Source organism: Streptomyces sp. NPDC027189 (assembly GCF_055566975.1).
This window is the reverse complement of sequence record NZ_JBVHRI010000012.1, coordinates 1-26,514: the sequence shown is the minus strand read 5'-3', so window position 1 is coordinate 26,514 and position 26,514 is coordinate 1. Positions and strand designations below refer to the sequence as shown.

Annotated in this window: 25 protein-coding genes; 7 read left to right on the top strand and 18 right to left on the bottom strand. The window is 69.9% G+C overall.

All coding sequences use genetic code 11. The features are described from left to right. Positions 1–53 precede the first annotated feature (53 nt). On the bottom strand, positions 54–1,382 hold the full coding sequence (locus ACZ4RZ_RS26835) for a class I SAM-dependent RNA methyltransferase (RefSeq protein ID WP_467748285.1): 1,329 nt from the start codon (positions 1,380–1,382) through the stop codon (positions 54–56). A 168-nt stretch (positions 1,383–1,550) separates the two neighbouring features. Continuing rightward, positions 1,551–3,644, bottom strand: a complete 2,094-nt coding sequence (locus ACZ4RZ_RS26830; protein ID WP_467748283.1) for an APC family permease — start codon at positions 3,642–3,644, stop codon at positions 1,551–1,553. A gap of 414 nt (positions 3,645–4,058) precedes the next feature. Here ACZ4RZ_RS26830 and ACZ4RZ_RS26825 point away from each other — a divergent pair, with 414 nt between their 5' ends. Beyond that, entirely contained in the window at positions 4,059–4,730 is a 672-nt protein-coding gene (locus tag ACZ4RZ_RS26825; protein WP_467748281.1) for a potassium channel family protein, read from the top strand. After that, entirely contained in the window at positions 4,730–5,407 is a 678-nt protein-coding gene (locus ACZ4RZ_RS26820) for a potassium channel family protein (RefSeq protein WP_099506151.1), read from the top strand. Before ACZ4RZ_RS26825 ends, ACZ4RZ_RS26820 begins: the two co-directional genes overlap by 1 nt. A 130-nt stretch (positions 5,408–5,537) precedes the next feature. Here the strand turns inward: ACZ4RZ_RS26820 and ACZ4RZ_RS26815 are convergent, their stop codons facing one another. The 9 genes from ACZ4RZ_RS26815 to ACZ4RZ_RS26775 form a co-directional block, all read right to left on the bottom strand. Beyond that, complete coding sequence (locus ACZ4RZ_RS26815) at positions 5,538–6,287, bottom strand: DUF3159 domain-containing protein (RefSeq protein WP_467748279.1); 750 nt, start codon at positions 6,285–6,287, stop codon at positions 5,538–5,540. 3 nt (positions 6,288–6,290) lie between these two features. Next, a complete protein-coding gene (locus tag ACZ4RZ_RS26810; RefSeq protein WP_365155931.1) occupies positions 6,291–6,689 on the bottom strand; it encodes an OB-fold nucleic acid binding domain-containing protein in 399 nt (132 codons plus the stop codon). 87 nt (positions 6,690–6,776) lie between these two features. Continuing rightward, complete coding sequence (locus ACZ4RZ_RS26805; RefSeq protein ID WP_467748277.1) at positions 6,777–7,460, bottom strand: response regulator; 684 nt, start codon at positions 7,458–7,460, stop codon at positions 6,777–6,779. Continuing rightward, entirely contained in the window at positions 7,457–10,003 is a 2,547-nt protein-coding gene (locus ACZ4RZ_RS26800; protein WP_467748275.1) for an ATP-binding protein, read from the bottom strand. The genes ACZ4RZ_RS26805 and ACZ4RZ_RS26800 overlap by 4 nt, the downstream gene beginning before the upstream one ends. Before the next feature lie 146 nt (positions 10,004–10,149). Then, complete coding sequence (locus tag ACZ4RZ_RS26795) at positions 10,150–10,842, bottom strand: ABC transporter ATP-binding protein (protein ID WP_467748273.1); 693 nt, start codon at positions 10,840–10,842, stop codon at positions 10,150–10,152. A gap of 114 nt (positions 10,843–10,956) precedes the next feature. After that, on the bottom strand, positions 10,957–12,177 hold the full coding sequence (locus ACZ4RZ_RS26790) for an alginate lyase family protein (protein ID WP_467748271.1): 1,221 nt from the start codon (positions 12,175–12,177) through the stop codon (positions 10,957–10,959). Between the two features lie 269 nt (positions 12,178–12,446). Further along, complete coding sequence (locus tag ACZ4RZ_RS26785) at positions 12,447–13,211, bottom strand: DUF3710 domain-containing protein (RefSeq protein WP_399084325.1); 765 nt, start codon at positions 13,209–13,211, stop codon at positions 12,447–12,449. 1 nt (position 13,212) lies between these two features. Beyond that, the gene (gene dut / locus ACZ4RZ_RS26780; protein WP_467748269.1) at positions 13,213–13,737 is read right to left on the bottom strand and encodes a dUTP diphosphatase; all 525 of its coding nucleotides are present in this window, start codon (positions 13,735–13,737) and stop codon (positions 13,213–13,215) included. After that, positions 13,734–14,318, bottom strand: coding sequence for a PaaI family thioesterase (locus tag ACZ4RZ_RS26775; protein ID WP_467748267.1), 585 nt, complete (start codon positions 14,316–14,318; stop codon positions 13,734–13,736). The genes dut and ACZ4RZ_RS26775 overlap by 4 nt, the downstream gene beginning before the upstream one ends. A gap of 58 nt (positions 14,319–14,376) precedes the next feature. On the opposite strand from ACZ4RZ_RS26775, the gene ACZ4RZ_RS26770 reads away from it, so the two are divergent. Then, positions 14,377–14,838: a DUF3093 domain-containing protein gene (locus ACZ4RZ_RS26770; protein WP_467748265.1), complete on the top strand. Its 462-nt coding sequence runs from the start codon at positions 14,377–14,379 to the stop codon at positions 14,836–14,838. A 133-nt stretch (positions 14,839–14,971) separates the two neighbouring features. On the opposite strand, the gene ACZ4RZ_RS26765 is transcribed toward ACZ4RZ_RS26770, so the two are convergent. From ACZ4RZ_RS26765 to ACZ4RZ_RS26750, 4 genes are all read right to left on the bottom strand, one after another. Continuing rightward, on the bottom strand, positions 14,972–15,883 hold the full coding sequence (locus ACZ4RZ_RS26765; RefSeq protein WP_467748263.1) for a hypothetical protein: 912 nt from the start codon (positions 15,881–15,883) through the stop codon (positions 14,972–14,974). 13 nt (positions 15,884–15,896) lie between these two features. After that, complete coding sequence (locus ACZ4RZ_RS26760; protein WP_003997302.1) at positions 15,897–16,193, bottom strand: DUF4193 domain-containing protein; 297 nt, start codon at positions 16,191–16,193, stop codon at positions 15,897–15,899. A 393-nt stretch (positions 16,194–16,586) separates the two neighbouring features. Beyond that, positions 16,587–17,837, bottom strand: coding sequence for a sensor histidine kinase (locus ACZ4RZ_RS26755; RefSeq protein WP_467748261.1), 1,251 nt, complete (start codon positions 17,835–17,837; stop codon positions 16,587–16,589). A 6-nt stretch (positions 17,838–17,843) separates the two neighbouring features. Further along, complete coding sequence (locus ACZ4RZ_RS26750; RefSeq protein WP_010983842.1) at positions 17,844–18,497, bottom strand: response regulator transcription factor; 654 nt, start codon at positions 18,495–18,497, stop codon at positions 17,844–17,846. Positions 18,498–18,911: 414 nt separating this feature from the next. On the opposite strand from ACZ4RZ_RS26750, the gene ACZ4RZ_RS26745 reads away from it, so the two are divergent. Beyond that, positions 18,912–19,085 carry a hypothetical protein gene (locus ACZ4RZ_RS26745; protein WP_167459062.1) on the top strand — a complete coding sequence of 58 codons (174 nt, stop codon included), beginning with the start codon at positions 18,912–18,914 and terminating at the stop codon, positions 19,083–19,085. Positions 19,086–19,203: 118 nt separating this feature from the next. On the opposite strand, the gene ACZ4RZ_RS26740 is transcribed toward ACZ4RZ_RS26745, so the two are convergent. Together ACZ4RZ_RS26740 and ACZ4RZ_RS26735 are read right to left on the bottom strand one after the other, a co-directional pair. Then, the gene (locus ACZ4RZ_RS26740; protein ID WP_467748259.1) at positions 19,204–20,019 is read right to left on the bottom strand and encodes an inositol monophosphatase family protein; all 816 of its coding nucleotides are present in this window, start codon (positions 20,017–20,019) and stop codon (positions 19,204–19,206) included. Positions 20,020–20,027: 8 nt separating this feature from the next. Beyond that, on the bottom strand, positions 20,028–21,155 hold the full coding sequence (locus ACZ4RZ_RS26735) for a ferrochelatase (protein ID WP_467748258.1): 1,128 nt from the start codon (positions 21,153–21,155) through the stop codon (positions 20,028–20,030). A gap of 456 nt (positions 21,156–21,611) precedes the next feature. Here ACZ4RZ_RS26735 and ACZ4RZ_RS26730 point away from each other — a divergent pair, with 456 nt between their 5' ends. Next, positions 21,612–22,850 carry an MFS transporter gene (locus ACZ4RZ_RS26730; protein ID WP_467748256.1) on the top strand — a complete coding sequence of 413 codons (1,239 nt, stop codon included), beginning with the start codon at positions 21,612–21,614 and terminating at the stop codon, positions 22,848–22,850. Further along, on the top strand, positions 22,810–24,129 hold the full coding sequence (locus tag ACZ4RZ_RS26725) for a D-arabinono-1,4-lactone oxidase (protein ID WP_467748254.1): 1,320 nt from the start codon (positions 22,810–22,812) through the stop codon (positions 24,127–24,129). The genes ACZ4RZ_RS26730 and ACZ4RZ_RS26725 overlap by 41 nt, the downstream gene beginning before the upstream one ends. Here ACZ4RZ_RS26725 and ACZ4RZ_RS26720 read toward each other — a convergent pair. Then, positions 24,053–24,793, bottom strand: coding sequence for a hypothetical protein (locus tag ACZ4RZ_RS26720; RefSeq protein ID WP_467748252.1), 741 nt, complete (start codon positions 24,791–24,793; stop codon positions 24,053–24,055). The two genes, ACZ4RZ_RS26725 and ACZ4RZ_RS26720, sit on opposite strands and share 77 nt — an antisense overlap. Before the next feature lie 457 nt (positions 24,794–25,250). Here ACZ4RZ_RS26720 and sepH point away from each other — a divergent pair, with 457 nt between their 5' ends. Beyond that, positions 25,251–26,339 carry a septation protein SepH gene (gene sepH / locus ACZ4RZ_RS26715; protein WP_467748250.1) on the top strand — a complete coding sequence of 363 codons (1,089 nt, stop codon included), beginning with the start codon at positions 25,251–25,253 and terminating at the stop codon, positions 26,337–26,339. Positions 26,340–26,514 lie beyond the last annotated feature (175 nt).

Below are 26,514 nucleotides of genomic sequence, written 5' to 3'. Positions count from 1 at the left end.
GATATCGCCCGTAACGCCCACAGCGCATATAACGCACACCACCCGAACCGAGGTCAGGCGCCCTTTGCCGCAGGCTCAAGGATCGCGACACACTCAACGTGATGCGTCATCGGAAACAGATCGAACGCCCGCAGCGTCCGCACCTTGTAGCCGCCGTCGCGGAAGTACGCCAGGTCGCGGGCGAGCGCCGCCGGGTCGCAGGCGACGTACGCGATGCGGCGGGCGCCCAGGGACGACAGGTGCTCGACCGTCTTCTTGCCGGCGCCGGCGCGGGGCGGGTCGAGGACGATGAGGTCGACCTCGGTGATGCCGGTGCGCGGGAGGACCGTCTCGACCTTGCCCTGTTCGATGCGGACACGGTCGAAGTCGGCGAGGTTGTGGCGGGCGTCCTCCACCGCGCGCTTGCCGGACTCGATGCCGAGGACCGCGCCCTTGTCGCCGAGGCGGTCGGCGAGGGCACCCGCGAACAGGCCGACGCCGCAGTACAGGTCGAGCGCCATCTCGCCCTTGCGCGGCAGCAGGCCCTGCATCACGGCGAGCACCAGGGTGTCGGCGGCCTTCGGGTGGACCTGCCAGAAGCCGCCGCTGCCGACGCGGTACGTACGGCCGTCGGCGCGCTCGCGCACGAAGGCGCGGCCGTGGACGCGGTGGATGCCGCCGTCCTTCTCCTCGACGCGCATGACGGAGACGGGCCTGTCGAGCTCGACGAGGGGCAGGCGAGCGCCCGGCCGGGGCTCCAGGATCACCATGCGGTCCTGGGATCCCGTCGCGGCGATCGCCTCGATCGACTCCATCCCGGACCAGTCGCGCTGCTCGATGCCCAGCTCGCTGACGCCCGGCGCCGCGATCATGCAGTGCTCGATCGGCTCGACCTCGTGCGAGCGGTGGCGACGCAACCCGGCGTTGCCGTCCGCGTCCACCGTGTACTGCACGCGCGTACGCCAGGCCGGGACCTCGCCCGCCGGCAGCTTGTCGCCCTCGGCGGGCATCACCGTGCCGTCCCAGCCCGCCTCCTCGGGCGTGAGCCCCGCGAGGCGCTGCAGCTGCTCGGCGATGACCTCGCCCTTGAGCCGGCGCTGCGCACCCGGCTTGGCGTGCTGCCAGTCGCAGCCGCCGCAGCGGCCGGGGCCCGCGTAGGGGCAGGGGGCCTCGACGCGGTCCTTCGAGGCGTCCAGGATCTGTACGGCGTCCGCGCGCAGGAAGCGCGCGCCCTCCTCGCCCTCGGTCACGCGCGCGACGACGCGCTCGCCGGGCAGGGTGTGCCGGACGAACAGGACCTGGCCCTCGGCCGTACGGGCGATGCAGTGCCCGCCGTGCGCGACGGGACCGATCTCGACCTCGTACTCCTCCCCCACCAGCGACTTCTTCGGTTCTGCCTGCATGGTGGGGTGACTCCAGATGAGAAAAGGGGAACGGCCGGACAACAGCCCACCAGTCTACGTGGACGCCGCCCGGCCGATCGACACGATCCGTCAGCTCTTCCGAGAACCCGGATCCGTCGGCTCCTCCACGAACCCGGATCCGTCAGCGTTGCGAAGAACGGGAATCCGTCAGCGCTTCGAAGAACCCGAGGTCCTCGACGACGAGCCGGAGGAGGACGAAGACGCCGAAGGCTCCTTCGGCCGTTCCTCCGCCGGGCCCCGGCGCACCGCACCCGGTGCGTTCCAGTCCTGCCGCTTGCGGGCCCGCTGCTTCGCCGCCTCGGAGGACTCCAGCTGGTAGGGCACGGAGGTCACCATGACGCCGGGCGTGAACAGGAGCCTGCCCTTGAGGCGCAGGGCGCTCTGGTTGTGCAGCAGATGCTCGTACCAGTGGCCGACCACGTACTCGGGGATGATCACGGAAACCGCGTCGCGCGGCGACTCCTTGCGCAGGCCCTTCACGTACTCGATGATCGGCCGCGTGATCTCGCGGTAGGGCGAGTCGAGGACCTTCAGCGGTACGTCGATGCTGCGCCGTTCCCACTCCTCGCGCAGGGCCTTGGTCTCGGCCGGGTCGACGTTGACGCTGAGCGCTTCGAGGGTGTCGGAGCGCAGCAGCTTGGCGTAGGCGAGGGCACGCAGCGTCGGGCGGTGGATCTTGGAGATCAGGACGACGGAGTGGACGCGCGAGGGGCGGACGCTGTCGTCGGAGGGGCCCTCGGGCGCGGCGATCTCCTCGGCGACCCGGTCGTAATGCTTACGGATCGCGCTCATCGTCGCGTAGAAGATCACCATGCCGAGCAGCGCGACCCAGGCGCCGTGCGTGAACTTGGTGACCAGGACGACGACCAGCACCAGGCCGGTGAAGAAGGCGCCGAAGGCGTTGATCGCCCGGGAGCGGACCATGTGGCGCCGCTTGGCCTGGTCCTTCTCGGTGGCGAGGTGGCGGTTCCAGTGCCGCACCATGCCGGTCTGACTGAGCGTGAAGGAGACGAACACGCCGACGATGTAGAGCTGGATGAGGCGCGTCGAGTCCGCCCCGTAGATGACGACCAGGAGCATGGCCGCGCCGGCGAGCAGCACGATGCCGTTCGAGAAGGCGAGGCGGTCGCCGCGGGTGTGCAGCTGGCGCGGGAGGTAGCGGTCCTGGGCGAGGATCGAGCCGAGCAGCGGGAAGCCGTTGTACGCGGTGTTGGCGGCCAGGAACAGGACCAGCGCGGTGGCGGCGGCCAGCACGATGAACAGGAAGCTGCCCTTGCCGAAGACGGCCTCGGCGACCTGCGAGATCACCGGGTTCTGGACGTAGTCCGCGCCGACCGCGACGCCGTTGTGGATCAGGTCGGATGCCGGGTTCTCGGCCATTCGGACCTTGGTCGTCATGGCCAGGGCGATGATGCCGCAGAACATGGTGACGGCGAGCAGGCCCATCGCCGCGAGGGTGGTCGCGGCGTTCTTGGACTTGGGCTTGCGGAAGGCGGGGACCCCGTTGGAGATCGCCTCGACGCCGGTGAGCGCGGCACAGCCGGAGGAGAAGGCGCGAAGGAGCAGGAAGACGAGGGCGAAGCCCGCGAGGCCCTGGTGCTCGGCCTTGATGTGGTAGTCGGCGGTGGGCGCGCGCATGGTGTCGTCGAGGACGAGTCCGCGGAAGGCGCCCCACGCGATCATGATGAAGACGCCCGCCACGAAGACATACGTCGGAATCGCGAAGAGCTTTCCGGACTCCTTCACTCCGCGCAGGTTCATCAGCGTGAGCAGCACGATGACGGCCACCGCGCAGGCCACCTTGTGCTCGACCACGAAGGGGATCGCCGAGCCGAGGTTCTCGATGCCGGAGGCGATGGAGACGGCGACGGTGAGGACGTAGTCGACGAGCAGGGCGCTGGCGACGGTGAGTCCGGCCTTGGGACCGAGGTTGGTGTTGGCCACCTCGTAGTCGCCGCCGCCGCTCGGGTACGCGTGCACGTTCTGCCGGTAGGAGGCGACCACCGTGAACATCAGCACGACGACCGCGAGCGCGATCCAGGGGCTGAAGTGGTAGGCCGACACGCCCGCGATGGAGAGGACCAGCAGCACTTCTCCGGGTGCGTAGGCCACGGAGGAAAGCGGGTCGGAAGCAAAGACGGGGAGTGCGATGCGCTTCGGCAGGAGCGTTTCTCCGAGCCGGTCGCTGCGCAGTGCGCGCCCGATCAGGATCCGTTTGGGCACGTCGGTCAGTTTGGACACGCAGAGGATCGTAAGCGTTCGAACGGGGGGTCGCCCACCCGCCTTCCCGCATGAGCTTCCGATCTGCTCTCCGAGTGAAAACAGGGACGGCTCCCGTTGCGGATTCCGCAGCCGGGGACATCCGCATGCCTATATGACAAAAGTCCCCATCTCTGCCTGGCTCTGGAGGTTCCATGCACGTCACCGCTGAGCTCATCGGCGCCGCCGCAGGACTCATCGGCCTCGGAATCCTGACCGTCGCCAGCGTTCGCAGCATCACACGCCGCTGATCCCCCCACTGTCGGCCGGCCGAGGAAAACCCGCAGGCGAACGTGCACAGGGGTGCCCCCGACAGACCGCGCCTGTGTAGCTTGGGCGGCGGTCTGAGACCCTGTTTAGCCTGAGCGGTAACCATTCACATTCGGAAGGACGGTCGTGCACATCGTCATCATGGGCTGCGGAAGAGTGGGTTCCGCTCTTGCCCAGACCCTGGAGCAACAGGGGCACACGGTCGCCGTGATCGACCAGGACCCCACCGCCTTCCGACGACTGGGCTCCGGGTTCGGCGGCCGTCGTGTCACCGGAGTCGGCTTCGACCAGGACACCCTGCGTGAGGCGGGCATCGAGGAGGCAGGCGCGTTCGCCGCGGTCTCCAGCGGTGACAACTCGAACATCATCGCCGCCCGGGTGGCCCGCGAGATGTTCGGCATCGAGAACGTCGCGGCGCGCATCTACGACCCCCGCCGCGCCGAGGTCTACCAGCGCCTCGGTATCCCGACCGTCGCCACCGTCCGCTGGACGGCGGACCAAATGCTGCGCCGGCTGCTGCCCTCGGGCGCCGAGCCGCTGTGGCGCGACCCCACCGGCGGCGTGCAGCTCGCCGAGGTGCACACCTCCTCCGGCTGGGTCGGCCACAAGATCAGCCGGCTCCAGGACGAGACGGGTGTGCGCGTGGCCTTCCTCACCCGGCTGGGCGAGGCGATCCTGCCCTCCTCCCAGACGGTGCTGCAGGAGGGCGACCTGGTGCACGTGATGATGCGCACCGACGAGGTGGACAAGGTCGAGGCGGCGTTCGCCAAGGGCCCTGAAGAGGAGGCCGGTCACTGATGAGGGTCGCCATTGCCGGTGCCGGCGCCGTGGGCCGCTCGATCGCGGGCGAGCTCCTGGAGAACGGCCACGAGGTCCTGCTGATCGACAAGGCGCCGACCGCCATCTCGGTCGAGCGCGTCCCGCAGGCGGAGTGGCTGCTCGCCGACGCCTGCGAGATCACCTCCCTGGACGAGGCCGCGCTGCAGCGCTGCAACGTGGTCATCGCGGCCACGGGCGACGACAAGGTCAACCTCGTCGTCTCCCTGCTCGCGAAGACCGAGTACGGGGTCCCCCGGGTCGTCGCGCGCGTCAACAACCCCAAGAACGAATGGCTGTTCAACGAGGCCTGGGGTGTCGACGTCGCCGTCTCCACCCCGCGCCTGATGTCGGCCCTGGTCGAGGAGGCCGTCAGCGTCGGCGACCTCGTCCGCCTGCTCCGCTTCAGCCACGGCGACGCCAACCTCGTCGAGCTGACCCTGCCGCCGGAGTCCGCCCTGGCCGGCACGACGGTGGGCGATGTCGAGTGGCCCGAGGACACCTCCCTGGTGACCATCATCCGGGGCACCCGCGTCCTCACTCCCTCCCGGGAGGACTCCCTGGAGGCGGGCGACGAACTCCTCTTCGTGGCCGCGCAGGCCCGCGAGGAGCAGCTGGAGGACCTGCTGTCGGTGCGCCGCGAGGACGCGACGAGCTGATCGGCGGTCGTACGAAAAGGGGGCACCCGGAGATCTCCGGGTGCCCCCTTTTCGTATCCGTCCGGCGTTTGAGGACGAGGCCGTTCAGGCCGATGCGGGGGTCTGGGGGCAGAGCCCCCAGCGGCGCCGGTTACGCGTCTCGACGGTGTCGGCCCGCAGTCGTCTCGTTCCCCTCGGCGGCGGCCGCCCGCTCCTTCTCCGCCTTCTCCTCGGCCTCCATCTCGGCGAACACGTCGATGGGGGCGGGCGCCTTGGCCAGGAAGACCCAGGTCAGCCAGACGGCGAGCAGGAACGGCGGGATCTTGAGAGCGATCAGGATCCAGCCGAACTTGGTGGTGTCGGCCCACCAGTAGAGCGGGAAGAGGACCGCGCACTTGGCGAGCAGGATCAGGCCCCAGGCCCAACTCGCCTTCGCGTACGCCTTCTTGCGGCCGGGGTTGCGGGTGCGCCAGGAGAGGTTCTCCTTGAAGACCGGGCCCAGGATCAGGCCGATCAGCGGGACGCCCGCAAGGGTGGTGACGATGTAGGCGATGGCCAGGCCGAGCGTGTAGAGCATGCCCGGCAGGTAGAAGTCCTTCGCGTTGCCCGTCATCATCGCGAAGACCACGCCGAACGCGACGCCGAAGACGCCGCTGAAGGCGTGCTTGACGGTGCCCCGCATCACGAGGCGGGCCACGACGAGCAGCAGGGACACTCCAAGGGCGGCGATCGCCGACCAGTGCAGGTCCTTGTTGATCGTGAAGATGGTGACGAAGAGGAGGCCGGGCACCACCGTCTCGACCATGCCCCGCACGCCGCCGAACGCCTCGAAGAGAGCGGCCTCGGTCACCGCCCTCGAATCCTGCTGGGCGTCTTCGGTCGGCTTGTCGAGCGACGTCACCGGCTACTCCCGTCCAAGCGGTCTGAGTTCGTACTTCGGGTTGAACAGCACCCTACGGCCCCGGCTCATCGAAATGCGGCCCGATGCGATCAGCTTGCGCCCCGGCTCGATCCCGACGATGGAGCGCCGGCCGAGCCAGACCACGTCCAGGGCGGCCGAACCGTCGAACAGCTCGGCCTCCAGGGCCGGGACACCGGCCCGTGGCCGCAGAGTAACCGTGCGCAAGGTACCAGTAACCGTGACGATCTGTCGGTCGTGACAGTCACCGATGCGCGTACAGCCCGCGGTCTCGGCGTCCTCCCGCAGCTCCTCGGATTCCAGGTCCTCCTGGGACGAGGAGAGCCGGTCTATCATGCGCCGGAACCGGCCCGCCGGCTTTTCGGAACGAGGAACAGCACTCATACCGAAAGCGTACCGGGGTGCGCCGACAGCGACGTACCCGCGGCACCGCCCCCTCCATCACCGCTCACTCGCCTGGAAAGGCCCGGGTCACCCCTCGAACCGGTATCCCATCCCGGGCTCCGTGATGAAGTGCCGCGGATGCGCGGGGTCCACCTCCAGCTTGCGGCGCAGCTGTGCCATGTAGACCCGGAGATAGTTCGTCTCTGTGCCGTACGAGGGTCCCCACACCTCCTGGAGCAGCTGCTTCTGGCTGACCAGGCGGCCGGTGTTGCGCACCAGGACCTCCAGGAGGTGCCACTCCGTGGGAGTCAGGCGGACATCGCGCCCGGCGCGGTTGACCTTCTTGGCGGCCAGGTCGACGGTGAAGTCCTCGGTCTCGACGATCACATCGTCCTCGCCGCCCCCGTTGGGCTCCGCGCGACGGACGGCGGCGCGCAGCCGGGCGAGCAACTCGTCCATGCCGAAGGGCTTGGTGACGTAGTCGTCGGCGCCCGCGTCGAGCGCCTCGACCTTCTCGTCGGAGGAGTGCCGGGCGGACAGCACCAGGATCGGTACCCGGGTCCAGCCGCGCAGCCCCTTGATCACCTCGACGCCGTCCATGTCGGGCAGGCCGAGGTCGAGCACGACGACGTCGGGGTGCCGGGCGGCGGCAAGCTGGAGCGCGGTGGCTCCGTCGGGGGCCGCGTCGACCTCGTACTTGCGTGCCTTCAGGTTGATCACGAGGGCTCGGGTGATCTGCGGCTCGTCGTCGACCACAAGGACCCGGGTCATGAGACCTGCCTTTCCGCTGCTGCTGTTGTTGCCGTGGCCAGGTCGGTCCGGCCGGTCACCGCCCGGACCGTGAGCACCATGGTGAGTCCGCCGCCCGGGGTGTCCTCGGCGTTGAGGGTGCCGCCCATCGACTCGGCGAAGCCCCGGGCGACCGCGAGGCCGAGGCCCACTCCGGTGCCGCGCGGGGCGTCGCCGTAGCGCTGGAAGGGCGCGAAGATCCGGTCCTTGGCCTCGTCCGGGACGCCCGGGCCGCGGTCCACCACGCGCACTTCCACACGGTCGGCGATGGCGCTCGCGGAGACCAGGACCGGTTCGTCGTCAGGGCTGTACTTGACGGCGTTCTCGACCAGGTTGGCGACCGCGCGCTCCAGCAGCCCGGCGTCGACGGCGACCATCGGCAGGCTCTCCGCGATCTCCAGCTCCACGCTGTCCTCGGGTACGCCGCCGAGCGCCATCGGGACCACCTCGTCGAGGTCGATCTCGCGGATCAGCGGGGTGACGGTGCCGGTCTGCAGCCGGGACATGTCGAGGAGGTTGCCCACCAGGTGGTCGAGGCGGTCGGCGCCGTCCTCGATGCCTTCGAGGAGCTCCGCCCGGTCCTCCTCGGACCAGGCCACGTCGTCGGACCGCAGCGAGGACACGGCGGCCTTGATCCCGGCCAGCGGGGTGCGCAGATCGTGGCTGACGGCGGCCAGCAGGGCCGTCCGGATGCGGTTGCCCTCGGCCAGCGTGCGCGCCTGGTCGGCCTCCTGCTGGAGGCGCTGGCGGTCCAGGACCACCGCCGCCTGCGCCGCGAAGGCGGCGAGCACCCGGCGGTCCGAGGCGGGAAGCACGCGTCCCGACAGGGCGAGCGCCATGTGGTCGCCCACCGGCATGTCCACGTCCGCGTCCTCGGGACGGACCGAGGGTCCCGGACCCACACTGCCCGCGCACGTCCACGGGTCGACGTCGCTCTCCCGCTCCAGCAGCGCGACCGACTCCATCCCGAAGGTCTCCCGGACCCGCTCGAGCAGTGCCTCCAGGCTGGTCTCGCCGCGCAGCACGCTGCCCGCGAGGAAGGAGAGGATCTCCGACTCGGCGCGCAGGTGCGCCGCCTGGTGGGTACGGCGGGCCGCCAGGTCCACCACCGACGCCACGGAGACGGCGACGGCGACGAAGATCACGATGGCGACGATGTTCCTGGGATCGGCGATCGTCAGCCGGTGCAGGGGCGGCGTGTAGTAGTAGTTCAGCAGGAGCGAGCCGAAGGCGGCCGAGGCGAGCGCCGGGTAGAGGCCGCCGAGCAGGGCCGCCGCCACCGTCACCGTCAGGAACAGCAGCATGTCGTTGGCGAGGCCGAGGTCGAAGGCGTTCAGCAGCAGCGCCAGGATCACCGGGCCGCCCACGCCGACCAGCCAGCCCCAGATGATCCGGGAGCGTCCGAGCCGCGCCCCGCGCGCGACCGGCAGACCGCGGCCCTTGGCAACCTCTCCATGGGTGACGATGTGGACGTCCAGGTCGGGGCCCGACTCCCGGGCGACCGTGGCGCCGACGCCCGGCCCGAAGACGTACTGCCAGGTCTTGCGGCGCGAGGAGCCGAGCACGATCTGGGTGGCGTTGACGCCCCGCGCGAAGTCCAGCAGGGACGCCGGTATGTCGTCCCCGACGACATGGTGGAACGTTCCGCCCAGGTCCTCGACCAGCGTGCGCTGGACGGCCAGCTCCTTGGGCGAGGCCGAGGTGAGCCCGTCGCTGCGGGCGATGTAGACGGCCATCACCTCGCCGCCCGCACCCTTCTCCGCGAGCCGCGCGGCACGGCGGATGAGTGTGCGCCCTTCCGGACCGCCCGTGAGCCCCACCACGATCCGCTCCCGCGAGCCCCAGATCTTCGAGACCCGGTGCTCACTGCGGTACTCGGTGAGGTACTCGTCGACCCGGTCGGCGACCCAGAGCAGCGCCAGCTCGCGCAGTGCGGTGAGGTTGCCGGGCCTGAAGTAGTTGGACAGGGCCGCGTCGACCTTGTCGGACTTGTAGATGTTCCCGTGCGCCATCCGCCGCCGCAGCGCCTGGGGCGACATGTCGACCAGCTCGATCTGGTCCGCCCGGCGCACCACCTCGTCCGGCACGGTCTCCCGCTGCCGTACGCCCGTTATCGACTCGACGACATCGCCCAGCGACTCCAGGTGCTGGATGTTGACCGTGGAGACGACGTCCACACCGGCCGCCAGCAGCTCCTCCACGTCCTGCCAGCGCTTGGCGTTGCGCGAACCGGGGACATTGGTGTGCGCGAGTTCGTCCACCAGGGCGACGGCCGGGGCGCGCTCCAGTACGGCGTCCACGTCCATCTCGGTGAAGACGGACCCCCGGTACTCCAGCTCCTTGCGCGGCACCTGCTCCAGGCCGTGCAGCATCACCTCGGTGCGCGACCGCTTGTGGTGCTCCACGAAGGCGACCACACAGTCGGTTCCCCGCTCGACGCGCCGGTGCGCCTCGGAGAGCATGGCGTACGTCTTCCCGACGCCCGGTGCAGCACCGAGGTAGATCCGAAGCTTGCCGCGTCCCATGACCCCTATTGTCTTCCTGTCACCACTGTGTACGCAGCGTCGACCTTACGGCCAAGAATTCCGACAAAGGGGATGCCAGGGGTCGCCCAGGGCGTCTTTGACGCAACCCTGATGTGCGGCGCCGTGGCCGACGCCGCCGCACCTAGTCAGTGCTCGACGATCTCCCCGTCGCTCAGCTCGAGGACCCGGTCGGCCAAACCCAGCAGAGTCGCGTCGTGGGTGGCCACCAGCGCGGTGACGTGTTCGCTTCGGACGACGGCACGCAGCAGCTCCATCACGGCGATGCCGGTCTCGGCGTCGAGCTGTCCGGTGGGCTCGTCGGCGATGAGAAGCGCGGGGTTGTTGGCGAGGGCACGAGCGATGGCCACACGCTGCTGCTGGCCGCCGGACAGCTCGCCGGGGCGCTGGGCCGCGTGGTCGGCGAGACCGACGAGGGAGAGCAGGAGTTCGACGCGTTCCTCGCGCTCGCGCGGATCGGCCCGGCGCAGCCGCAGCGGAACGCCGACGTTCTCGGCGGCGGTCAGGATGGGAATCAGCCCGAAGGACTGGAAGACGAAGCCGATGCGGTCGCGGCGCAGTCCCAGGAGCCCGTTCTCGTCGAGCGTCGAGAGGTCGAGGCCGTCGACGGTGATGCGCCCTTCGTCCGGCGCGTCGAGCCCGCCGACGAGGTTGAGGAGCGTCGTCTTGCCGGATCCGGAACGCCCCTTGAGGGCGACGAGTTCCCCGCGCGGTACGTCGAAGGAGACACCCCGCAGCGCGTGCACGGCGGCGGCACCGGCGCCGTACGAGCGATGGACGTTCTCGACGCTCACCATGGTGTCCGTGACGACCTGACTCATGACCCTCCCCCGTCGGCCGGGCGCCAGTATGTCCAGCGGGCGCCCGGCCGGGCAATGGGTCGACTCGACTCGGGTTGTCCCCGTGGGGCTCAGCCCGGGTTGTCCGCGGGCACTTCAGCTGGGGTTGTCCCCGTGGGTCAGCGTCTCCCATGCCACGAAGAGGTTGTTGCTGCCGGCCGGGCGGTTCTGCTCGGTCAGCCTCTGGGTGTTGGTCATCGCGATGCCCAGACGGTTGTGCAGGGCGTTGTAGCCGACCTCGGTGATCGGACCGAGCCCGAGGTTGAGGGACCCGCCGCACAGCCAGCTCGGCACCGTCTCGCCCAGCTGGTACTTGGACTGGAAGCCGAGTGCCTGCCGCAGCCGCTCGCCGACGTCCGTGCCGTACAGGTCCTGACCCTGGATCCGGCTGGTCTCGGCGACGTGCGAGATGGCGGAGATGCCGTACCCGGTGTGCGTGAAGTCGCGGCAGGTCTCCTGGGTGAGGCCGGTGACGAAGGTGGACTGCCCCTGCCAGTAGTTGACGATCTTCGCCGTGGTGTCGAGGTTCTGGCTCGGCACGGTCTTCGGTACGGAGCCGTCGGAGGACAGGTAGATGTACGCGGCCGTCCGCGTGCGGAACTTCGACATCGCCTTGTCGTACGACGTCTTGTCCTCCAGGAAGACGGAGATGCCGATGGCGGCCTCCATCATCGACAGTTCCCAATTGCCGTTGGAGTTGGAGCCGTTGATGATCTCGGGGAGGTAGACGTTGCGCAGCATGGTCGCGAAGCGGCCGGAGTTGGCCCACGTGCCGGTGTACGTGTACTTGATGATCTCGGCGGCCTTGGGCCACGAGGAGCCCGCCCAGCCGGTCTGCAACGGCGCGTTGCTGTTGGTGTGATCCTTGATCACCGCCGACCAGGCATCCATCAGCTCGATCGACTTCTTCGCGTACCGCTCGTCGCGGGTGATGTACCAGGCGAGCGCGTCGGTGTACGCCGCTATCGCGTCCTCGCGCTCGTCGGTGCAGCCGTAGTTGGGGTTGGAGTACGAGCCGCACTCGACGGTTGCGCGAGGCTTGGCGGTGCGGCTCAGCGAGGCGTACTTGCTCGCCATCATCTGGTCGTACGCGCCCTTCCAGGGCTGGGCGCCGGCGCTGACCTTGCTGCGGGCGAAGTCCAACTGGCTCTTGGAGACGGTGACTCCGGGGTGCACGAACGTGGCGGGGGCGGCCTCGGCCTGGTGCGCGCCCGGCCAGGAGAGGAATCCGGCGACCAGGGCGGCGGTCGCGGCGGTGACGGTGGCGAGCAGGGCCGGGCGTCGTCTGCGCCGGTGGGCTGCGGGGGTGTCGGGCATGTGGGGAGCCATCCGTTCTCGTATGTGAACGACGCACTGGGGACTGAACACACGCGTTGGCCGGTGACCATAGGTACAGACCAGACTTCCGTCAAGACCTGAAGAAAGACCCGCTGCTCAACTGCCGTTCACGGATGAGAACTTGGCCGGCGCCGGGCATACGAAAGGGCCGCACCCCCTGGTGAAGGGAGTGCGGCCCCACTCGTCAGTCGACGCGACTCGTGCGTCAACGCAGCTCGCGTGAACCCCACGCGTGTGTCACTCGCGCGTCAGCGGACCTCGGTGATCTCCGGTCCGCGCTGCAGCTGCCCCATGCCGCCGGAGAAGCGGGAACCGCTCTGCTCCTCCTGCTGGACACCCTCGGCCACCATCTGCGCGTCGTCCGGCAGCTTCAGGACGATCGGGTCGCGGGGGGCCATCGGACCCTCGCCGCGGACGACGACCGCGTCCCGGAAGATCTGCTCCAGCAGACCCGCGGCCTGCGGCTGCACCGCGCCCTGCCCGGAGATCACTCCGCGCAGGAACCAGCGGGGGCCGTCCACACCGACGAACCGCACGACCTGGAAACCACCGGTGCCGTCCGGCAGCTGCACCGGCACCTGCGCCCGCAGTTCCCAGCCCAGCGGGCCCTCGACCTCATCGATGACACCGCCCTGCTGGGTGATGCCGGAGGCGATCTCCTCGCGCACCTCGCCCCAGATGCCCTCGCGCTTGGGAGCGGCGAAGGCCTGCAGCTGGATGGCGCTGTCCTTCAGGACGACGGTGGCCGCGACGATCGCGTCGCCCGCGACCTCGACCCGCAGCTCCATGCCGTCGACTCCGGGCACGAAAAGACCACCCAGGTCCACCCGGCCCTCGGCCGGATCGCGGACCTCGGAGCTGTCCCAGGGCCCGTCGGGCCGCGGCTCGGGCTCGAGCCGCACGCGCTCGCGTTCGGCTTCTTCGTCCGCCTCAGTGTCGAACTCGTCGACGACCTGCTCGGCCTCGCCCGCCGCGTCCTCGGCGGCACTGCCCTTCTTGCGACGTCCGAACACGTCACTGTCCTTCCCGGTCGGATACGACCGAAGCGTATCGATTCCCACCCGTTGTGCTGCCCACGGCTCCATGACCTCCAGTGGACCCGAAGCCCCCTGCAGCCCGCGCCGAGTCGGGAAGCTCCGCGACCTCCTGAAAGCGGACCTTCTCAACCTGCTGGACGACCAGTTGGGCAATCCGGTCGAAGCGCTCGAACCGCACGGACTCGTGCGGGTCGAGATTCACCACGATCACCTTGATCTCCCCACGGTACCCGGCATCCACCGTCCCCGGGGCATTCACGAGGGCGACACCGCAGCGAGCGGCGAGCCCGGAACGCGGGTGCACGAAGGCCGCGTACCCCTCGGGCAGCGCGATGGACACTCCCGTGGGCAGAACCGCTCGCTCACCGGGCTTCAGTTCCCGGCTCTCGGTGGTGCGCAGATCGGCTCCCGCGTCACCGGGGTGCGCGTACTCGGGAAGCGGGACTTCCGGGTCGACGCGCCGGATCAGCACGGCGACGTCTTGACGGGGCTGACTCGTCACGGGTTCACCTCAAAGGCGCGGGAGCGCCGGATCTGGTCCGGGTCGTTCATGGCGGCCCGGATCTCCTCCGGGCGGCCGTTGTCGATGAAGTGGTCGACCTTCACCTCGATGAAGAGGGCGTCGGCGCGGACGGCGACGGGTCCGTCGGGACCGTCGAGCCGCCCGGTGGCGGTGGAGTAGATCTTCCGCCCGGCCACCGCGGTGACCTCGGCCTCCAGGTGGAGGACGCTGCCGACGGGGACGGGGCGGCGGAAGTCGGTCTCCAGCCGTCCGGTCACGGCGATCGTGCGCAGCAGCCAGTTCAGCGAGCCGAGCGTCTCGTCCAGCGCGGTGGCGAGGACGCCGCCGTGCGCGAGACCCGGGGCGCCCTGGTGGGCGGGCCGCACGGTGAACTCCGCCGTGATCCGGACACCCTGCCCGGCGCGGGCCTCCAGGTGCAGTCCATGAGACTGCTCCCCGCCACACCCGAAACAGTGTTCGTAGTGGGCCCCGAGGAGCTCGCCCGGGGCGGGCGCGTCGGGGTGCCGCACCGGCGCGACGGCGTCTGCGGGGGGCGTCAGAGCTGCGGAAGTACCACTCACAGCCGCAGACCTTACCCGCGCGTCCACCAACTGTTGGCACCGTGCCAAGCTTGACTTCATGCAGCTCTCCGCCTCGCCGTACGAAGAACGCCTCACCGCGCCCCGCACCTGGTGGGCGATCTGTTTCCTGGTCGGTCTCGCGATGGCGCTGATCTTCCTCCCGTTCGGCACGCTGCCGCTGCTGGGCGCCCTGGTCGGCGGTACCGCGGTGTCGGCGGTCGTAGCCAGCTCGTACGGCTCGATCCGCATCCGCGTCGTGGGCGACTCCCTGATCGCGGGCGACGCCAAGATCCCGGTCGCGGCCCTCGGCGACGCCGAGATCATGGACCAGGAGGAGGCGCGCGCCTGGCGCACGTACAAGGCCGACCCCCGCGCCTTCATGCTCCTGCGCGCCTACATCCCCACCGCCCTGCGCGTCCAGGTCACGGACCCGCAGGACCCGACGCCGTACCTGTACCTGTCCACGAGGGAGCCGCAGCGCCTCGCGGCGGCGCTGGAGGCGGCGCGAGCGGCGGCGTAGCCCCGCAGTCCGCAGTCTTGTCCGCCGCATCGGCGATCCGCCGCAGCGGCGCCGCGCCGCCCCGTCCGGCGGTGCCGAAATCGTCGCAACCACCGAGAGAATCCGCCCGCGGGCGAGCGGCGCACCCCGCGGGCTAGCGCCCCAGCTCCTTGGGGATCTCTCCCATCCGCAGGGGATCCGCGGGCTTCTCCAGCGGAGGCAGTTCCGGAAGCGCGTCCCACGGCACCTGGGCCTTGCGCAGGTCCTTCCGGATGCGCCCCGCGAGGCGTTTGGTGTCGCGGCGGTTCATGACCGCCCCGACCGCCGCGCCGACCATGAAGGGCATCAGGTTGGGCAGATCCCGAACCATGCGTTTCATGATCTGCTGACGCAGCTCACGCTTCATCTGGCCGCCCAACGCGGCGTTGATCGTCGACGGCTTCGTCACGTCGATCCCGCGCTCCCCGGACCAGGAGTTCAGATACGCGGTACTGCGCTGTGTGAGAGTGCCCGGCGGCCGCAGGCCGTAGACCTCATGGAGCTCGGCGATCAGTTTCAGCTCGATCGCGGCGACGCCGGTGATCTCGGCGGCCAGCTCAGTGGGCATGGCGGGCGGCACCGGCAGCATCGCGGCCGCGCCGATCCCGGCGCCGACCGTGGACGTCGCGGCGGCCGCGCCCGCGACGAGCTTGTCCGCGAGCTGCTCGGGACCGATGTCCGGGAACTGCCTGCGAAGGGTCGCGAGGTCCCGTACGGGGACACGCGGGGCCATGTCGATGATCCGGTCGGCGATGTACGCAAGGCCCGCCCTGGCCCGGCTGCCGCCCTTCTGGACGCCTTTCCTGACCCCGTCCCGGAGGACTGCCACGCGGCGCCTGGCGACGGGCGCGGGAGTGCCCGCGGAGGCCGGCAGGCCGCCTGTGGCGGGCGCCCGCTCGAGCGAGGCTGATCCCGGTTCGGAAGAGCCCCGCTCGTCGTCACGCACGCCTTCAGAGCCGTCGGACGGCCCTTCGTCCGCTTCCCGCGCGGGGAAGCGGCGCTTCCAAGGAGGGGTCGAGCCAGTCACGGCCGACCCTGCCTCAGTCGCAGTCGCGGCAGATCGGCTGACCGTTCTTCTCGCGGGCCAGCTGGCTGCGGTGGTGCACCAGGAAGCAGCTCATGCAAGTGAACTCATCCTGCTGCTTGGGCAGGACCCGGACGGCCAGCTCCTCGTTCGAGAGGTCGGCTCCGGGCAGCTCCAGGCCTTCTGCGGCCTCGAACTCATCTACGTCGACGGACGAGGTCGACTTGTCATTCCGGCGAGCCTTCAGTTCTTCAAGGCTGTCCGAGTCGACGTCGTCGTCGGTCTTGCGTGGGGTGTCGTAATCCGTTGCCATGTCGCTCTCCCCCTCTGGGTGTCTGCGGTGTCTCCAGCGCACGTAACGCGTGAGAGGCCGGACTTGTGCCCGACCCGAGGCGGAGATTTTGCCTCACATCAAGGTCTGTTACTCAATCGACACCCAACCGGACTCCTCAAGAGTGATCGGCTTGGATGGCGATGCGGACCGTACACGGTCCGAAGGTCGCACTTCAAAGGCGTCCCACCGTGTACTTCCCGTGATCAGGACCCCCGAAAACCCGGATTTTCCCGGCTTTCCGACAGCTTGCATGATCACGGAGAGTAGATGGCCGGAAAATCGCCCTTGTGATCGATCACACACGGGCCTCCCTGGTGGGTGACCAGAAAATTCCGCGCAAAGCGAACATCGTCGCGTGTCGGCGACATGGTCTCAGATGGGAAGGATGACGCGCATCACGAGCCCACCTCCCTCGCGCGGCTCCGCGACGATATGGCCCCCGTGGGCGCGGGCCACCGACCGCGCGATCGAAAGGCCGAGGCCCACGCCCTTGTCGCTGCCCGTGCGCTCTGTACGCAGCCGGCGGAAGGGCTCGAAGAGATTGTCGATCTCGTACGCGGGCACCACGGGACCCGTGTTCGACACCACCAGGACCGCCTGGCCGTGCTGGACCTGTGTGGTGACCTCGACCCAGCCGCCCTCCGGCACGTTGTACCGGACGGCGTTCTGGACGAGGTTGAGGGCGATCCGCTCCAGCAGGACGCCGTTGCCCTGGACGACCGCCGCGGCGCGTTCCCCGCGGATCTCCACGCCCTTGGCCTCGGCCTCGGCGTGCACCTGGTCGACGGCCTGCGAGGCGACCTCGGCGAGATCCACGGGCTTGCGCTCCACGATCTGGTTGTCGCTGCGGGCGAGCAGCAGCAGACCCTCGACGAGCTGCTCACTGCGCTCGTTGGTGGCGAGCAGCGTCTTGCCGAGCTGCTGCAGTTCCGTCGGCGCGCCCGGGTCGGACAGATGTACTTCCAGGAGCGTGCGGTTGATCGCGAGCGGGGTGCGCAGTTCGTGCGAGGCGTTCCCGACGAACCGCTGCTGGGCGGTGAAGGCTCGCTGCAGCCGCTCCAGCATGTCGTCGAAGGTGTCCGCCAGCTCCTTCAGCTCGTCGTCCGGGCCGTCCAGTTCGATCCGCCGGGACAGGTCCGAGCCCGCCACCGCGCGCGCGGTGCGGGTGATCCGGCCGAGCGGCGAGAGCACCCGGCCGGCCATCGCGTAGCCGAAGGCGAAGGCGATGATGGCAAGGCCGAGCAGGGCGAGCAGCGAGCGGCTGAGCAGGTTGTCCAGGGCGGCCTGGCGCTGGTGGTCGATGCAGGTGCTGATCGCGTTGTTGAACTCGTCGAGCGGCACATTGTTGCCCCCGTCGACCGCGGGGCACATGGTGCTGGTGACCTTGATCGCGCTACCGCCGACGATCTTGAACAGCGGCTCGTTGCCCGTATTCAGCGCCTGCGCCGCGAGCAAGTAGATGATCGACAGCAGCATGATGCCGGCGATCAGGAACATGCCACCGTAGAGCAGCGTGAGCCGTATGCGGATGGTCGGGCGCAGCCAGGGGAACGGGGGCTCCGGCCTTCTGGGGTCCCAGGTGGGCTTGGGGGGCGCCGCGGGGGGCGCGGGAGTCGCGGCCACGGTGGATCAGATCCGATAGCCGGAGCCGGGCACGGTGACGATCACCGGGGGCTCGCCGAGCTTGCGGCGCAGGGTCATGACCGTCACCCGTACGACGTTGGTGAAGGGGTCCGTGTTCTCGTCCCAGGCCTTCTCCAGGAGCTGCTCGGCGGAGACGACCGCGCCCTCGCTGCGCAGCAGCACCTCCAGGACGGCGAACTCCTTCGGCGCGAGCTGGACCTCCTTGCCGTCGCGGAAGACCTCGCGGCGGTTGGGGTCGAGCTTGATCCCGGCGCGCTCCAGGACCGGCGGCAGCGGCACGCTCGTACGGCGTCCGAGGGCACGCACGCGTGCCGTCAGCTCACTGAACGCGAACGGCTTGGGGAGGTAGTCGTCGGCGCCGATCTCCAGGCCCTCGACGCGGTCGCTGACGTCGCCGGAGGCGGTGAGCATCAACACGCGTGTGGGCATGCCCAGCTCGACGATCTTGCGGCAGACGTCGTCACCGTGCACGAGCGGGAGGTCGCGGTCGAGGACGACCACGTCGTAGTCGTTGACGCCGATGCGCTCCAGGGCGGCCGCACCGTCGTACACGACGTCGACGGCCATGGCCTCCCGGCGCAGTCCGGTGGCCACCGCATCGGCGAGCAGTTGCTCGTCCTCGACGACGAGTACGCGCACGTCGCTTGTCCTTCCTCTGTCCACCCGCGCAGCGCGCTTCAGGGCACCACGCGGGCAGGTCTGTCACGGATGAGGCCTCCATCCTGCCCTTTTCGGCCATAAACCGGCTGTAAGGCGGTGGGAAGCACCCGAGAAGACGGTCCGGGGGCCCGGGAATGCGAGATTTTCTCGTCGGGTTGAGGTTTCTGCGGAAGGGAGCGGGGGGAGGACGGCTTTACACCCCGCGATCACGCTCTGCATGTGGCAAGCCACCTTGTGGTACGTCCAACCGCTTCCGCAGAGCGGGCGTGGGTGTCCGGCACCGTCGCCGCCCAGCCTGGGCAGCGCTGGGCACCCATCTGGAGACGTGATCGCCCCTTCCGAACGGCACACCCCCGTGCCACCGACCCACGACCCAGGACGAGGGGGCGCAGCATGGACGCATTCACCGCAGGACTTCTGCAGCGCATAAGGGCGACCGAGTCCGACCTGACGCGGGCTCGCGAAACGGGCGACGACTTCCTCGCGGAGGTCGAGCAGGCCGAGCTCGACGACCTGCACCGCCTCGCCGCCGAGCACGGTGTGGAGGTCGGCGCGACACGCGTCTGATCAGTTCGTACGAGAGCGGGGCCCCGGTATCGATCCAGTGCCGGGGCCCCGCTCTGTGCGCCGCCTGTTGTACGCGCCGCCAACGGCGGGTTGTACGCGACGCCAACTGCGGGCGCCGTCAGTCGTGCCAGGCGCCGAACTCCTCCAGAAGCCGCTGGAGGGGCTCGAAGACACCGGGTGAGGCGGCGACCGCCAGATCGCGTGCGGGGCGCTCCCTGGGGCGTCCACCGGTCAGGGCGCCCGCCTCACGGGCGATCAGGTCGCCCGCCGCGAGGTCCCAGGGGTTGAGGCCGCGCTCGTAGTAGCCGTCGAGGCGGCCCGCCGCGACGTCGCAGAGGTCGACCGCCGCCGAACCGCTGCGCCGGATGTCGCGCAGCAGCGGGATGAGGCGTTGGGCGACGTCGGCCTGGTGGGCTTTGACCTCGGCCACATAGTTGAAGCCGGTCGAGACCAGTGCCTGGTCAAGCGGCGGCGCCGGCCTGCAGGTCAGCCGGCGCTCCCCTTCCCAGGCCCCGACGGCCCAGGCTCCGCCGCCGCGCACCGCGTGGTACGTCTCGCCGCGCATCGGCGCCGCGACGACTCCGACGATCCCCTCGCCGTCCCGCTCGGCGGCGATGGACACGGCCCAGGTCGGCAGTCCGTAGAGGTAGTTGACCGTGCCGTCGAGCGGATCGATGACCCAGCGGATGCCGCTGGTGCCTTCCGTGTCGGCGCCCTCCTCACCGAGGAAGCCGTCGTCCGGTCGGTGCTCGGAGATCAGGTCGGTGATCAGCTTCTCCGCGGCGATGTCCATCTCGGTGACGACGTCGATCGGGCTGGACTTGGTCGCGGCGACCGCGAGGTCCGCCGGGCGGCCGTCCCGCAGCAGCTCGCCCGCGCGCCGGGCGGCCTCGTGGGCGAGCTGGAGCAGTTCGGTGTACAGGGGCTCGGTCACGGGGCTCCTCACGCGTACGGGCTGTCGGCGCCCGCGGCGGCGGGCTTGGGGGCACGGGCCGGGCAGCAGCCCACCGGGCACAGATCGTGGCTCGCGCCGAGCGCGCCGAGGGCACAGGGGGTCACCCGCTGCCCGCTCTCCTTCGCGGCACGCTCCAGGACGAGTTCACGGATCGCGGCGGCGAACCGCGGGTCGGCACCCACGGTGGCCGAGCGGCGCGCCGGCAGACCCAGCTCCTCGGCCTTGGCCTTGGCCTCCGTGTCGAGGTCGTACAGGACCTCCATATGGTCCGAGACGAACCCGATGGGCGCCATCACGACGGCCGGGACGCCGGCGCCGTGCAGCTCCTCCAGGTGGTCACAGATGTCGGGCTCCAGCCACGGGATGTGCGGGGCTCCGGAGCGCGACTGGTACACGAGCTGCCAGGGGTACTCGATCCCCGTCTCCTCGCGGACGGCGTCGACGATCAGCCGGGCGACGTCCAGGTGCTGCTTGACGTACGCACCGCCGCCGCCGTGCTCCTCGACCGGCCCCGAGGTGTCGGCGGCCGCGTCGGGGATGGAGTGCGTCGTGAAGGCGAGGTGCGCGCCCTCGCGTACGTCCTCGGGCAGTTCGGCGAGGGACTTCAGGACGCCGTCGACCATGGGGCGCACGAAGCCGGGGTGGTTGAAGTAGTGGCGCAGCTTGTCGACCTTCGGCAGCTCCAGGCCCTCCCCCTCGAGCACGGCCAAGGACTCGGCGAGGTTCTCGCGGTACTGGCGGCAGCCCGAGTAGGAGGCGTAGGCGCTGGTGGCGAGAACGAGGATGCGGCGGCGGCCGTCGGCGACCATCTCGCGCAGGGTGTCCGTCAGGTACGGCGCCCAGTTGCGGTTGCCCCAGTAGACGGGCAGGTCCAGGCCGTGGTCGGCGAAGTCCTTGCGGAGGGCGTCGAGCAGGGCTCGGTTCTGATCGTTGATGGGGCTGACCCCGCCGAACAGGAAGTAGTGCTGCCCCACTTCCTTGAGCCGTTCCTTGGGGATGCCTCTCCCCCGCGTCACGTTCTCCAGGAACGGAACGACGTCGTCCGGGCCTTCGGGGCCGCCGAACGAGAGCAGGAGCAGGGCGTCGTAGGGGGTGGGATCGAGCGCATCTGGCATGCCTCCGATCCTGCCACCCGGCACTGACAGGCGGGAAACGGCGGGGTGACGGGAGGAAGCGGGTCGCCCGGTGGCACGGCGCGCAGGAGGGTGCGGGATGAGCGGCGTGCCGGCGCACGGCAAGGCCGACGACGGTAGGGCGCGAAGGCACACGGCGAGGCGACAGGCTGGCGGGCGCGAAGGCGCACGGCAAGACGACAAGCGGGCACGCGCCAGGCCGCACGGCAAGACGACAAGCGGGCACGCGCCAGGCCGCACGGCAAGACGACAAGCGGGCACGCGCCAGGCCGCACGGCGAGGCGGCCGGCGGCCAGGCGCGAAGGCGCACAGTGGCCACGCGGAGGGCGTGCGTTAGGGTCACCTAACCCGTAAGCTGTATCGGCCAGCTTCACGCCTTACCCGAGTTCGGACCGCCCGTGGTGACCGGGTGGCCGGGCCGAGCCGACGGAGACCCCCGTGCCCAGCCCGTACCGCGCCCTGTTCGCCGCCCCCGGCTCCAAGGGCTTCTCCGCCGCGGGCTTCCTCGGCAGGATGCCGCTCTCGATGATGGGCATCGGCGTGGTCACGATGATCTCCCAGCTCACCGGACGGTACGGGCTCGCGGGGGCGTTGTCGGCAACCATGGCGCTGGCCGCCGCGGTCCTCGGCCCGCAGGTCTCGCGTCTGGTGGACCAGTACGGGCAGCGACGGGTACTGCGCCCCGTGACGCTGTTCGCGCTCGCCGCTGCCGCCGGGCTGCTGCTCACGGCACACTTCGGGTGGCCGGACTGGGTGCTGTTCGTCTGTGCGGCCGGCATCGGCTGCGTCCCGAGCATCGGCGCGATGATCCGGGCCCGCTGGGCGGCCCTCTACCGGGGCACGCCGCAATTGCACACCGCGTACTCCTTCGAGTCCGTGGTCGACGAGATCTGCTTCATCTTCGGGCCGATCATCTCCATCGGCCTGTCCACGGTGTGGTTCCCGGAGGCCGGGCCGCTGCTCGCCGCCTGCTTCCTCGCGGCCGGTGTCTTCTGGCTGACCTCCCAGCGCGCGACCGAGCCCGTGCCGCATCCGCGCGAGCACCACACCGGCGGTTCGGCGATGCGCGCGGCCGGACTCCAGGTCCTGGTGGCCACGTTCGTGGCGACCGGGGCGATCTTCGGGGCCGTCGACGTGGTCACCGTGGCCTTCGCCGAGGAACAGGGCCACAAGGGCGCCGCGAGCATCGTCCTGGCGCTGTACGCGGCGGGCTCCTGTGTCGCGGGAGCCGTGTTCGGACTGCTGCACTTCAACGGGGCGCCCGAACGTCGGTGGCTGCTGGGCATATGCGCGATGGCCGTGAGTATGATCCCCCTCCTACTGGTCGGAAACTTGCCGTTCCTGGCCGTGGCGCTGTTCGTTGCGGGACTCTCCATCGCTCCCACGATGATCACGACGATGTCCCTCATCGAACAGCACGTACCACGCGCGAAACTGACCGAGGGAATGACCTGGGTGAGCACCGGACTCGCGGTCGGGGTCGCGCTCGGCTCCTCCGTGGCCGGCTGGGTGATCGACGCCGCCGGTGCGAAGGCCGGGTACGGGGTTCCGGCGGTGTCCGGAGCCGTCGCGGTCGCGGTCGGTTTCCTCGGGTATCGCCGGCTCAGCAGGCCGGTTCCGCAGCGGGGAGGGTCCCATGAGCACCACAGTGAGCGGGAAGAGCGGCACGTGGCGTAACTGGGCGGGGAACGTCACCGCCCGTCCGGTCCGGGAGGTCGCTCCCGCCTCCGTCGAGGAACTCTCCGCTGCCGTACGGAAGGCAGCCGACGACGGTCTGAAGGTGAAGGCCGTCGGCACCGGGCACTCCTTCACGGCCGCCGCCGCGACCGACGGCGTATTGATCCGCCCTCAACTGTTGACCGGCATCCGCAGGATTGATCGCGAGGCTGGCACGGTCACCGTTGAGGCGGGCACCCCGCTCAAGCGTCTCAACGTGGCCCTCGCGCGCGAGGGGCTGTCGCTCACGAACATGGGCGACATCATGGAGCAGACGGTTTCGGGGGCGACCAGCACCGGAACGCACGGCACGGGGCGTGACTCGGCCTCGATCGCCGTGCAGATCAAGGGACTTGAGCTGGTCACGGCGGACGGCTCGGTACTCACCTGCTCCGAGACGGAGAACCCGGAGGTCTTCGCCGCGGCCCGGATCGGCATCGGCGCCCTGGGGATCGTCACCGCGATCACCTTCTCCGTAGAGCCCATATTTCTGCTCACGGCGCGCGAGGAACCGATGACCTTCGACAAGGTCGCCGCCGAGTTCGACGCCCTCTTCACCGAGAACGAGCACTTCGAGTTCTACTGGTTCCCGCACACCGGAAACTGCAACACCAAGCGCAACAACCGCAGTGCGGGGCCCGAGAAGCCGGTCGGTCAGCTGAGCGGGTGGATCGAGGACGAGTTCCTCTCCAATGGTGTCTTCCACGCGGCCAATCTGCTCGGCCGCGCCGTGCCCGCCACCATCCCGGCGATCGCGAAGATCTCCAGCCGCGCGCTGTCCGCGCGGACCTACACCGACATTCCCTACAAGGTCTTCACTTCTCCGCGCCGGGTGCGCTTCGTGGAGATGGAGTACGCCGTGCCGCGCGAGGCCCTGGTCGAGACGCTGCGCGAGCTGAAGGCGATGGTCGACCGCTCGTCCCTGCGGGTCAGCTTCCCCGTCGAGGTGCGCACGGCCCCCGCCGACGACATCGCGCTCTCCACGGCGTCGGGGCGGGAGAGCGCGTACATCGCCGTCCACATGTTCAGGGGCACCCCCTATCAGGCGTACTTCACCGCCGCCGAGCGGATCTTCACCGCGCACGAGGGGCGGCCGCACTGGGGCAAGGTGCACACGCGCGACGCGGAGTACTTCGCCAAGGTCTATCCGCGCTTCGGCGAGTTCACTGCCCTGAGGGATCGGCTCGACCCGGATCGGCGCTTTGCGAATGACTACTTGCGTCGGGTGCTGGGCTCGTAGGCGTGCTGGGTGTGGGGGTCGGGGTGGCGTTCCCGGCCTCCGCGTCCGAGGACGCGCCGGAACTCGGCGTCGGCGTGGGGGGCGTACCGCTGTCGCCGTCGTCCTGAGCAGCACCGGCACTGCCGCCGGATGAGGACGGCTCCTGGGAGGAGGACCCGGTCGAAGGCGTCGTACTGGGCTCCGAACGCTCCGAGTTGGAACCGGAACCGCTGTCCTTGAAGGCGTCGCCCACGGTCGTGGTCCTGCCGTCGCCGCTGAAGCTCTGCCCCGACACCAGTTCGTAGGTGGTGATGCCCGCCATCGTGACGCCGAAGACGAGCGCCGCGGCGACCACCGGCCGCTTCCAGCTCTTGACCCGCGCGCGGTAGACGGTTCCTTCGGTGAACTCGCCCGGGACTGGCGCCTGCTGGGCCTTCGGCTTGGCCGGGACGGTCACGTCGCGTATCTGTTCGCCGGTGCGCTTGAAGAAGTGCTGGAAGACGGTGCCTCCGCAGGTGGCGATCGCGCTCACCACTCCGGCGCCGAGGATCGTCCCGTACACCCCGAAGTAGGAGGCGAGTTTGGCCGCCACCACCGCGGCCACGGCGCTGCCCGCCACTTGCGGAACGCTCAGATCCACCCGCTTCTTCTTCGGTTCTCCCTCGGCATCCGACTTCTCACGCATTTCCGGACCTTGCCCGCCCTTCCGAACTCGATCGACCTTCCCGTACTTGATCGACCTACTGCACGAGAAAGGGACGTACAGGCGAAACGATTCGTTCCATTTCTGGCGATTCCGTGAAGTGCGCCACGTTTCATGGTCACGAAAACGGCGCATCGGGCGACCAACTACCACCCCCCACTAGAAGTTGGGCGGCGCGCCGATCCACGCACATGGCCCGAATGGAGTACTGTTGCGAGCCCTGGGTCCGGACTCCCGCCAGGGTGTCCGGGGCCTTGCAGGTCCGCCGGGAGGGGGCTCGTTGCACAGGGTGATGGAGTTCGTCACTTAGCGTTGCGAATAGGTAACCGTGCCATAACGGCGATCCCGGGCCCGTGCCCGACACGCCGGGCAACTCGGCAAGGTTGTGGCAGGCTGCACCCGGGCAGGCCACACTCGACTAGCGGAAGCAGCGACGCACGTGACGTCGGCAGGCACCACCCGGGAGGTCCCCATGCCCGAACTGCGTGTCGTGGCCGTCTCTAACGACGGCACACGGCTGGTGCTGAAGGCTGCGGACAGCACGGAGTACACGCTTCCGATTGACGAGCGTCTGCGCGCCGCCGTACGCGGCGACCGTCCCCGCCTCGGCCAGATCGAGATCGAGGTGGAGAGCCATCTCCGCCCCCGAGACATCCAGGCGCGTATACGTGCCGGCGCCTCCGCGGAGGAAGTCGCCCAACTCGCCGGAATCCCTGTCGACCGCGTGCGCCGCTTCGAGGGGCCCGTGCTCGCCGAGCGCGCCTTCATGGCCGAGCGCGCCCGGAAGACTCCCGTCCGCCGTCCCGGTGAGAACGCCGGACCCCAGCTCGGCGAGGCCGTCCAGGAGCGACTGCTGCTGCGCGGCGCCGAGAAGGACACCGTCCAGTGGGACTCGTGGCGTCGTGACGACGGCACTTGGGAAGTCCTGCTGGTCTACCTGGTCGCGGGTGAGCCGCACTCGGCAAGCTGGACGTACGACCCGCCGCGGCGGCTCGTCCAGGCCGTCGACGACGAGGCCCGCTCGCTGATCGGCGAGTCCGACGATCTCGCGGCGCCCGAGCCGAGTTTCCCGTTCGTACCCCGGATCGCACGCCTGCCGCGCGACCGTCCGCTGGACCGCGCCCTGGACCGGCAGATGGAGCGGCCGAGCATTCCGTCGCCGTCCCCCGAGCCGGTCGAGGAGTCCACCAACGACCGGGATTCGCTCACCAGTCTCCTGGAGGCGGTGCCCAGCTTCAGGGGCGACATGGTGGTGCCCGAGCGGCCCGCCACCACGGAGCGTCCCGCCGCGGAGGAGCCTGCCCCCGAGCCCGAGTCGGAGGAGCCCCCGGCTCCCGCCGCCTCGGCCGGCGCCGGTTCCGCCTACGCGGACGTCCTCATGCCCCGCTCGGTCGGCAGCCACCGCGACCGTCTGGTCGGCGCGACCGACCGCCAGGCCGAGGCCGACGGCGTCCGCCCGGGCCGCAGAGCGGCGGTCCCGAGCTGGGACGAGATCGTCTTCGGCACGCGGCGGAAGAAGCAGGACTAGTCAGTTGTACGAGGAGAGGGCGCGCGCCGGTTCGGTGCGCGCCCTCTTCTCGCTGCCCCCGCTCGGGGCCCGCGCCAGGTCGGACGCTGTTGGTTAATTCCGCCCCGCTGGATCTCATCCAGTGGGGCGGAGTGCTGCGAAGGGCGAAACGCGGGTCTTGGCGAGTGGTCTGCCG

What these genes read in the sequence shown, in the direction of transcription:
- ACZ4RZ_RS26805 (WP_467748277.1), bottom strand. Translation starts at nt 7,460, where the DNA reads ATGACCCGGGTCCTTGTGGTCGACGACGAGCCGCAGATCACCCGAGCC.
- ACZ4RZ_RS26835 (WP_467748285.1), bottom strand. Translation starts at nt 1,382, where the DNA reads ATGCAGGCAGAACCGAAGAAGTCGCTGGTGGGGGAGGAGTACGAGGTC.
- ACZ4RZ_RS26735 (WP_467748258.1), bottom strand. Translation starts at nt 21,155, where the DNA reads ATGCCAGATGCGCTCGATCCCACCCCCTACGACGCCCTGCTCCTGCTC.
- ACZ4RZ_RS26790 (WP_467748271.1), bottom strand. Translation starts at nt 12,177, where the DNA reads ATGCCCGACACCCCCGCAGCCCACCGGCGCAGACGACGCCCGGCCCTG.
- ACZ4RZ_RS26795 (WP_467748273.1), bottom strand. Translation starts at nt 10,842, where the DNA reads ATGAGTCAGGTCGTCACGGACACCATGGTGAGCGTCGAGAACGTCCAT.
- ACZ4RZ_RS26800 (WP_467748275.1), bottom strand. Translation starts at nt 10,003, where the DNA reads ATGGGACGCGGCAAGCTTCGGATCTACCTCGGTGCTGCACCGGGCGTC.
- ACZ4RZ_RS26745 (WP_167459062.1), top strand. Translation starts at nt 18,912, where the DNA reads ATGGACGCATTCACCGCAGGACTTCTGCAGCGCATAAGGGCGACCGAG.
- ACZ4RZ_RS26770 (WP_467748265.1), top strand. Translation starts at nt 14,377, where the DNA reads ATGCAGCTCTCCGCCTCGCCGTACGAAGAACGCCTCACCGCGCCCCGC.
- ACZ4RZ_RS26810 (WP_365155931.1), bottom strand. Translation starts at nt 6,689, where the DNA reads ATGAGTGCTGTTCCTCGTTCCGAAAAGCCGGCGGGCCGGTTCCGGCGC.
- ACZ4RZ_RS26760 (WP_003997302.1), bottom strand. Translation starts at nt 16,193, where the DNA reads ATGGCAACGGATTACGACACCCCACGCAAGACCGACGACGACGTCGAC.
- ACZ4RZ_RS26720 (WP_467748252.1), bottom strand. Translation starts at nt 24,793, where the DNA reads ATGCGTGAGAAGTCGGATGCCGAGGGAGAACCGAAGAAGAAGCGGGTG.
- ACZ4RZ_RS26725 (WP_467748254.1), top strand. Translation starts at nt 22,810, where the DNA reads ATGAGCACCACAGTGAGCGGGAAGAGCGGCACGTGGCGTAACTGGGCG.
- ACZ4RZ_RS26820 (WP_099506151.1), top strand. Translation starts at nt 4,730, where the DNA reads ATGAGGGTCGCCATTGCCGGTGCCGGCGCCGTGGGCCGCTCGATCGCG.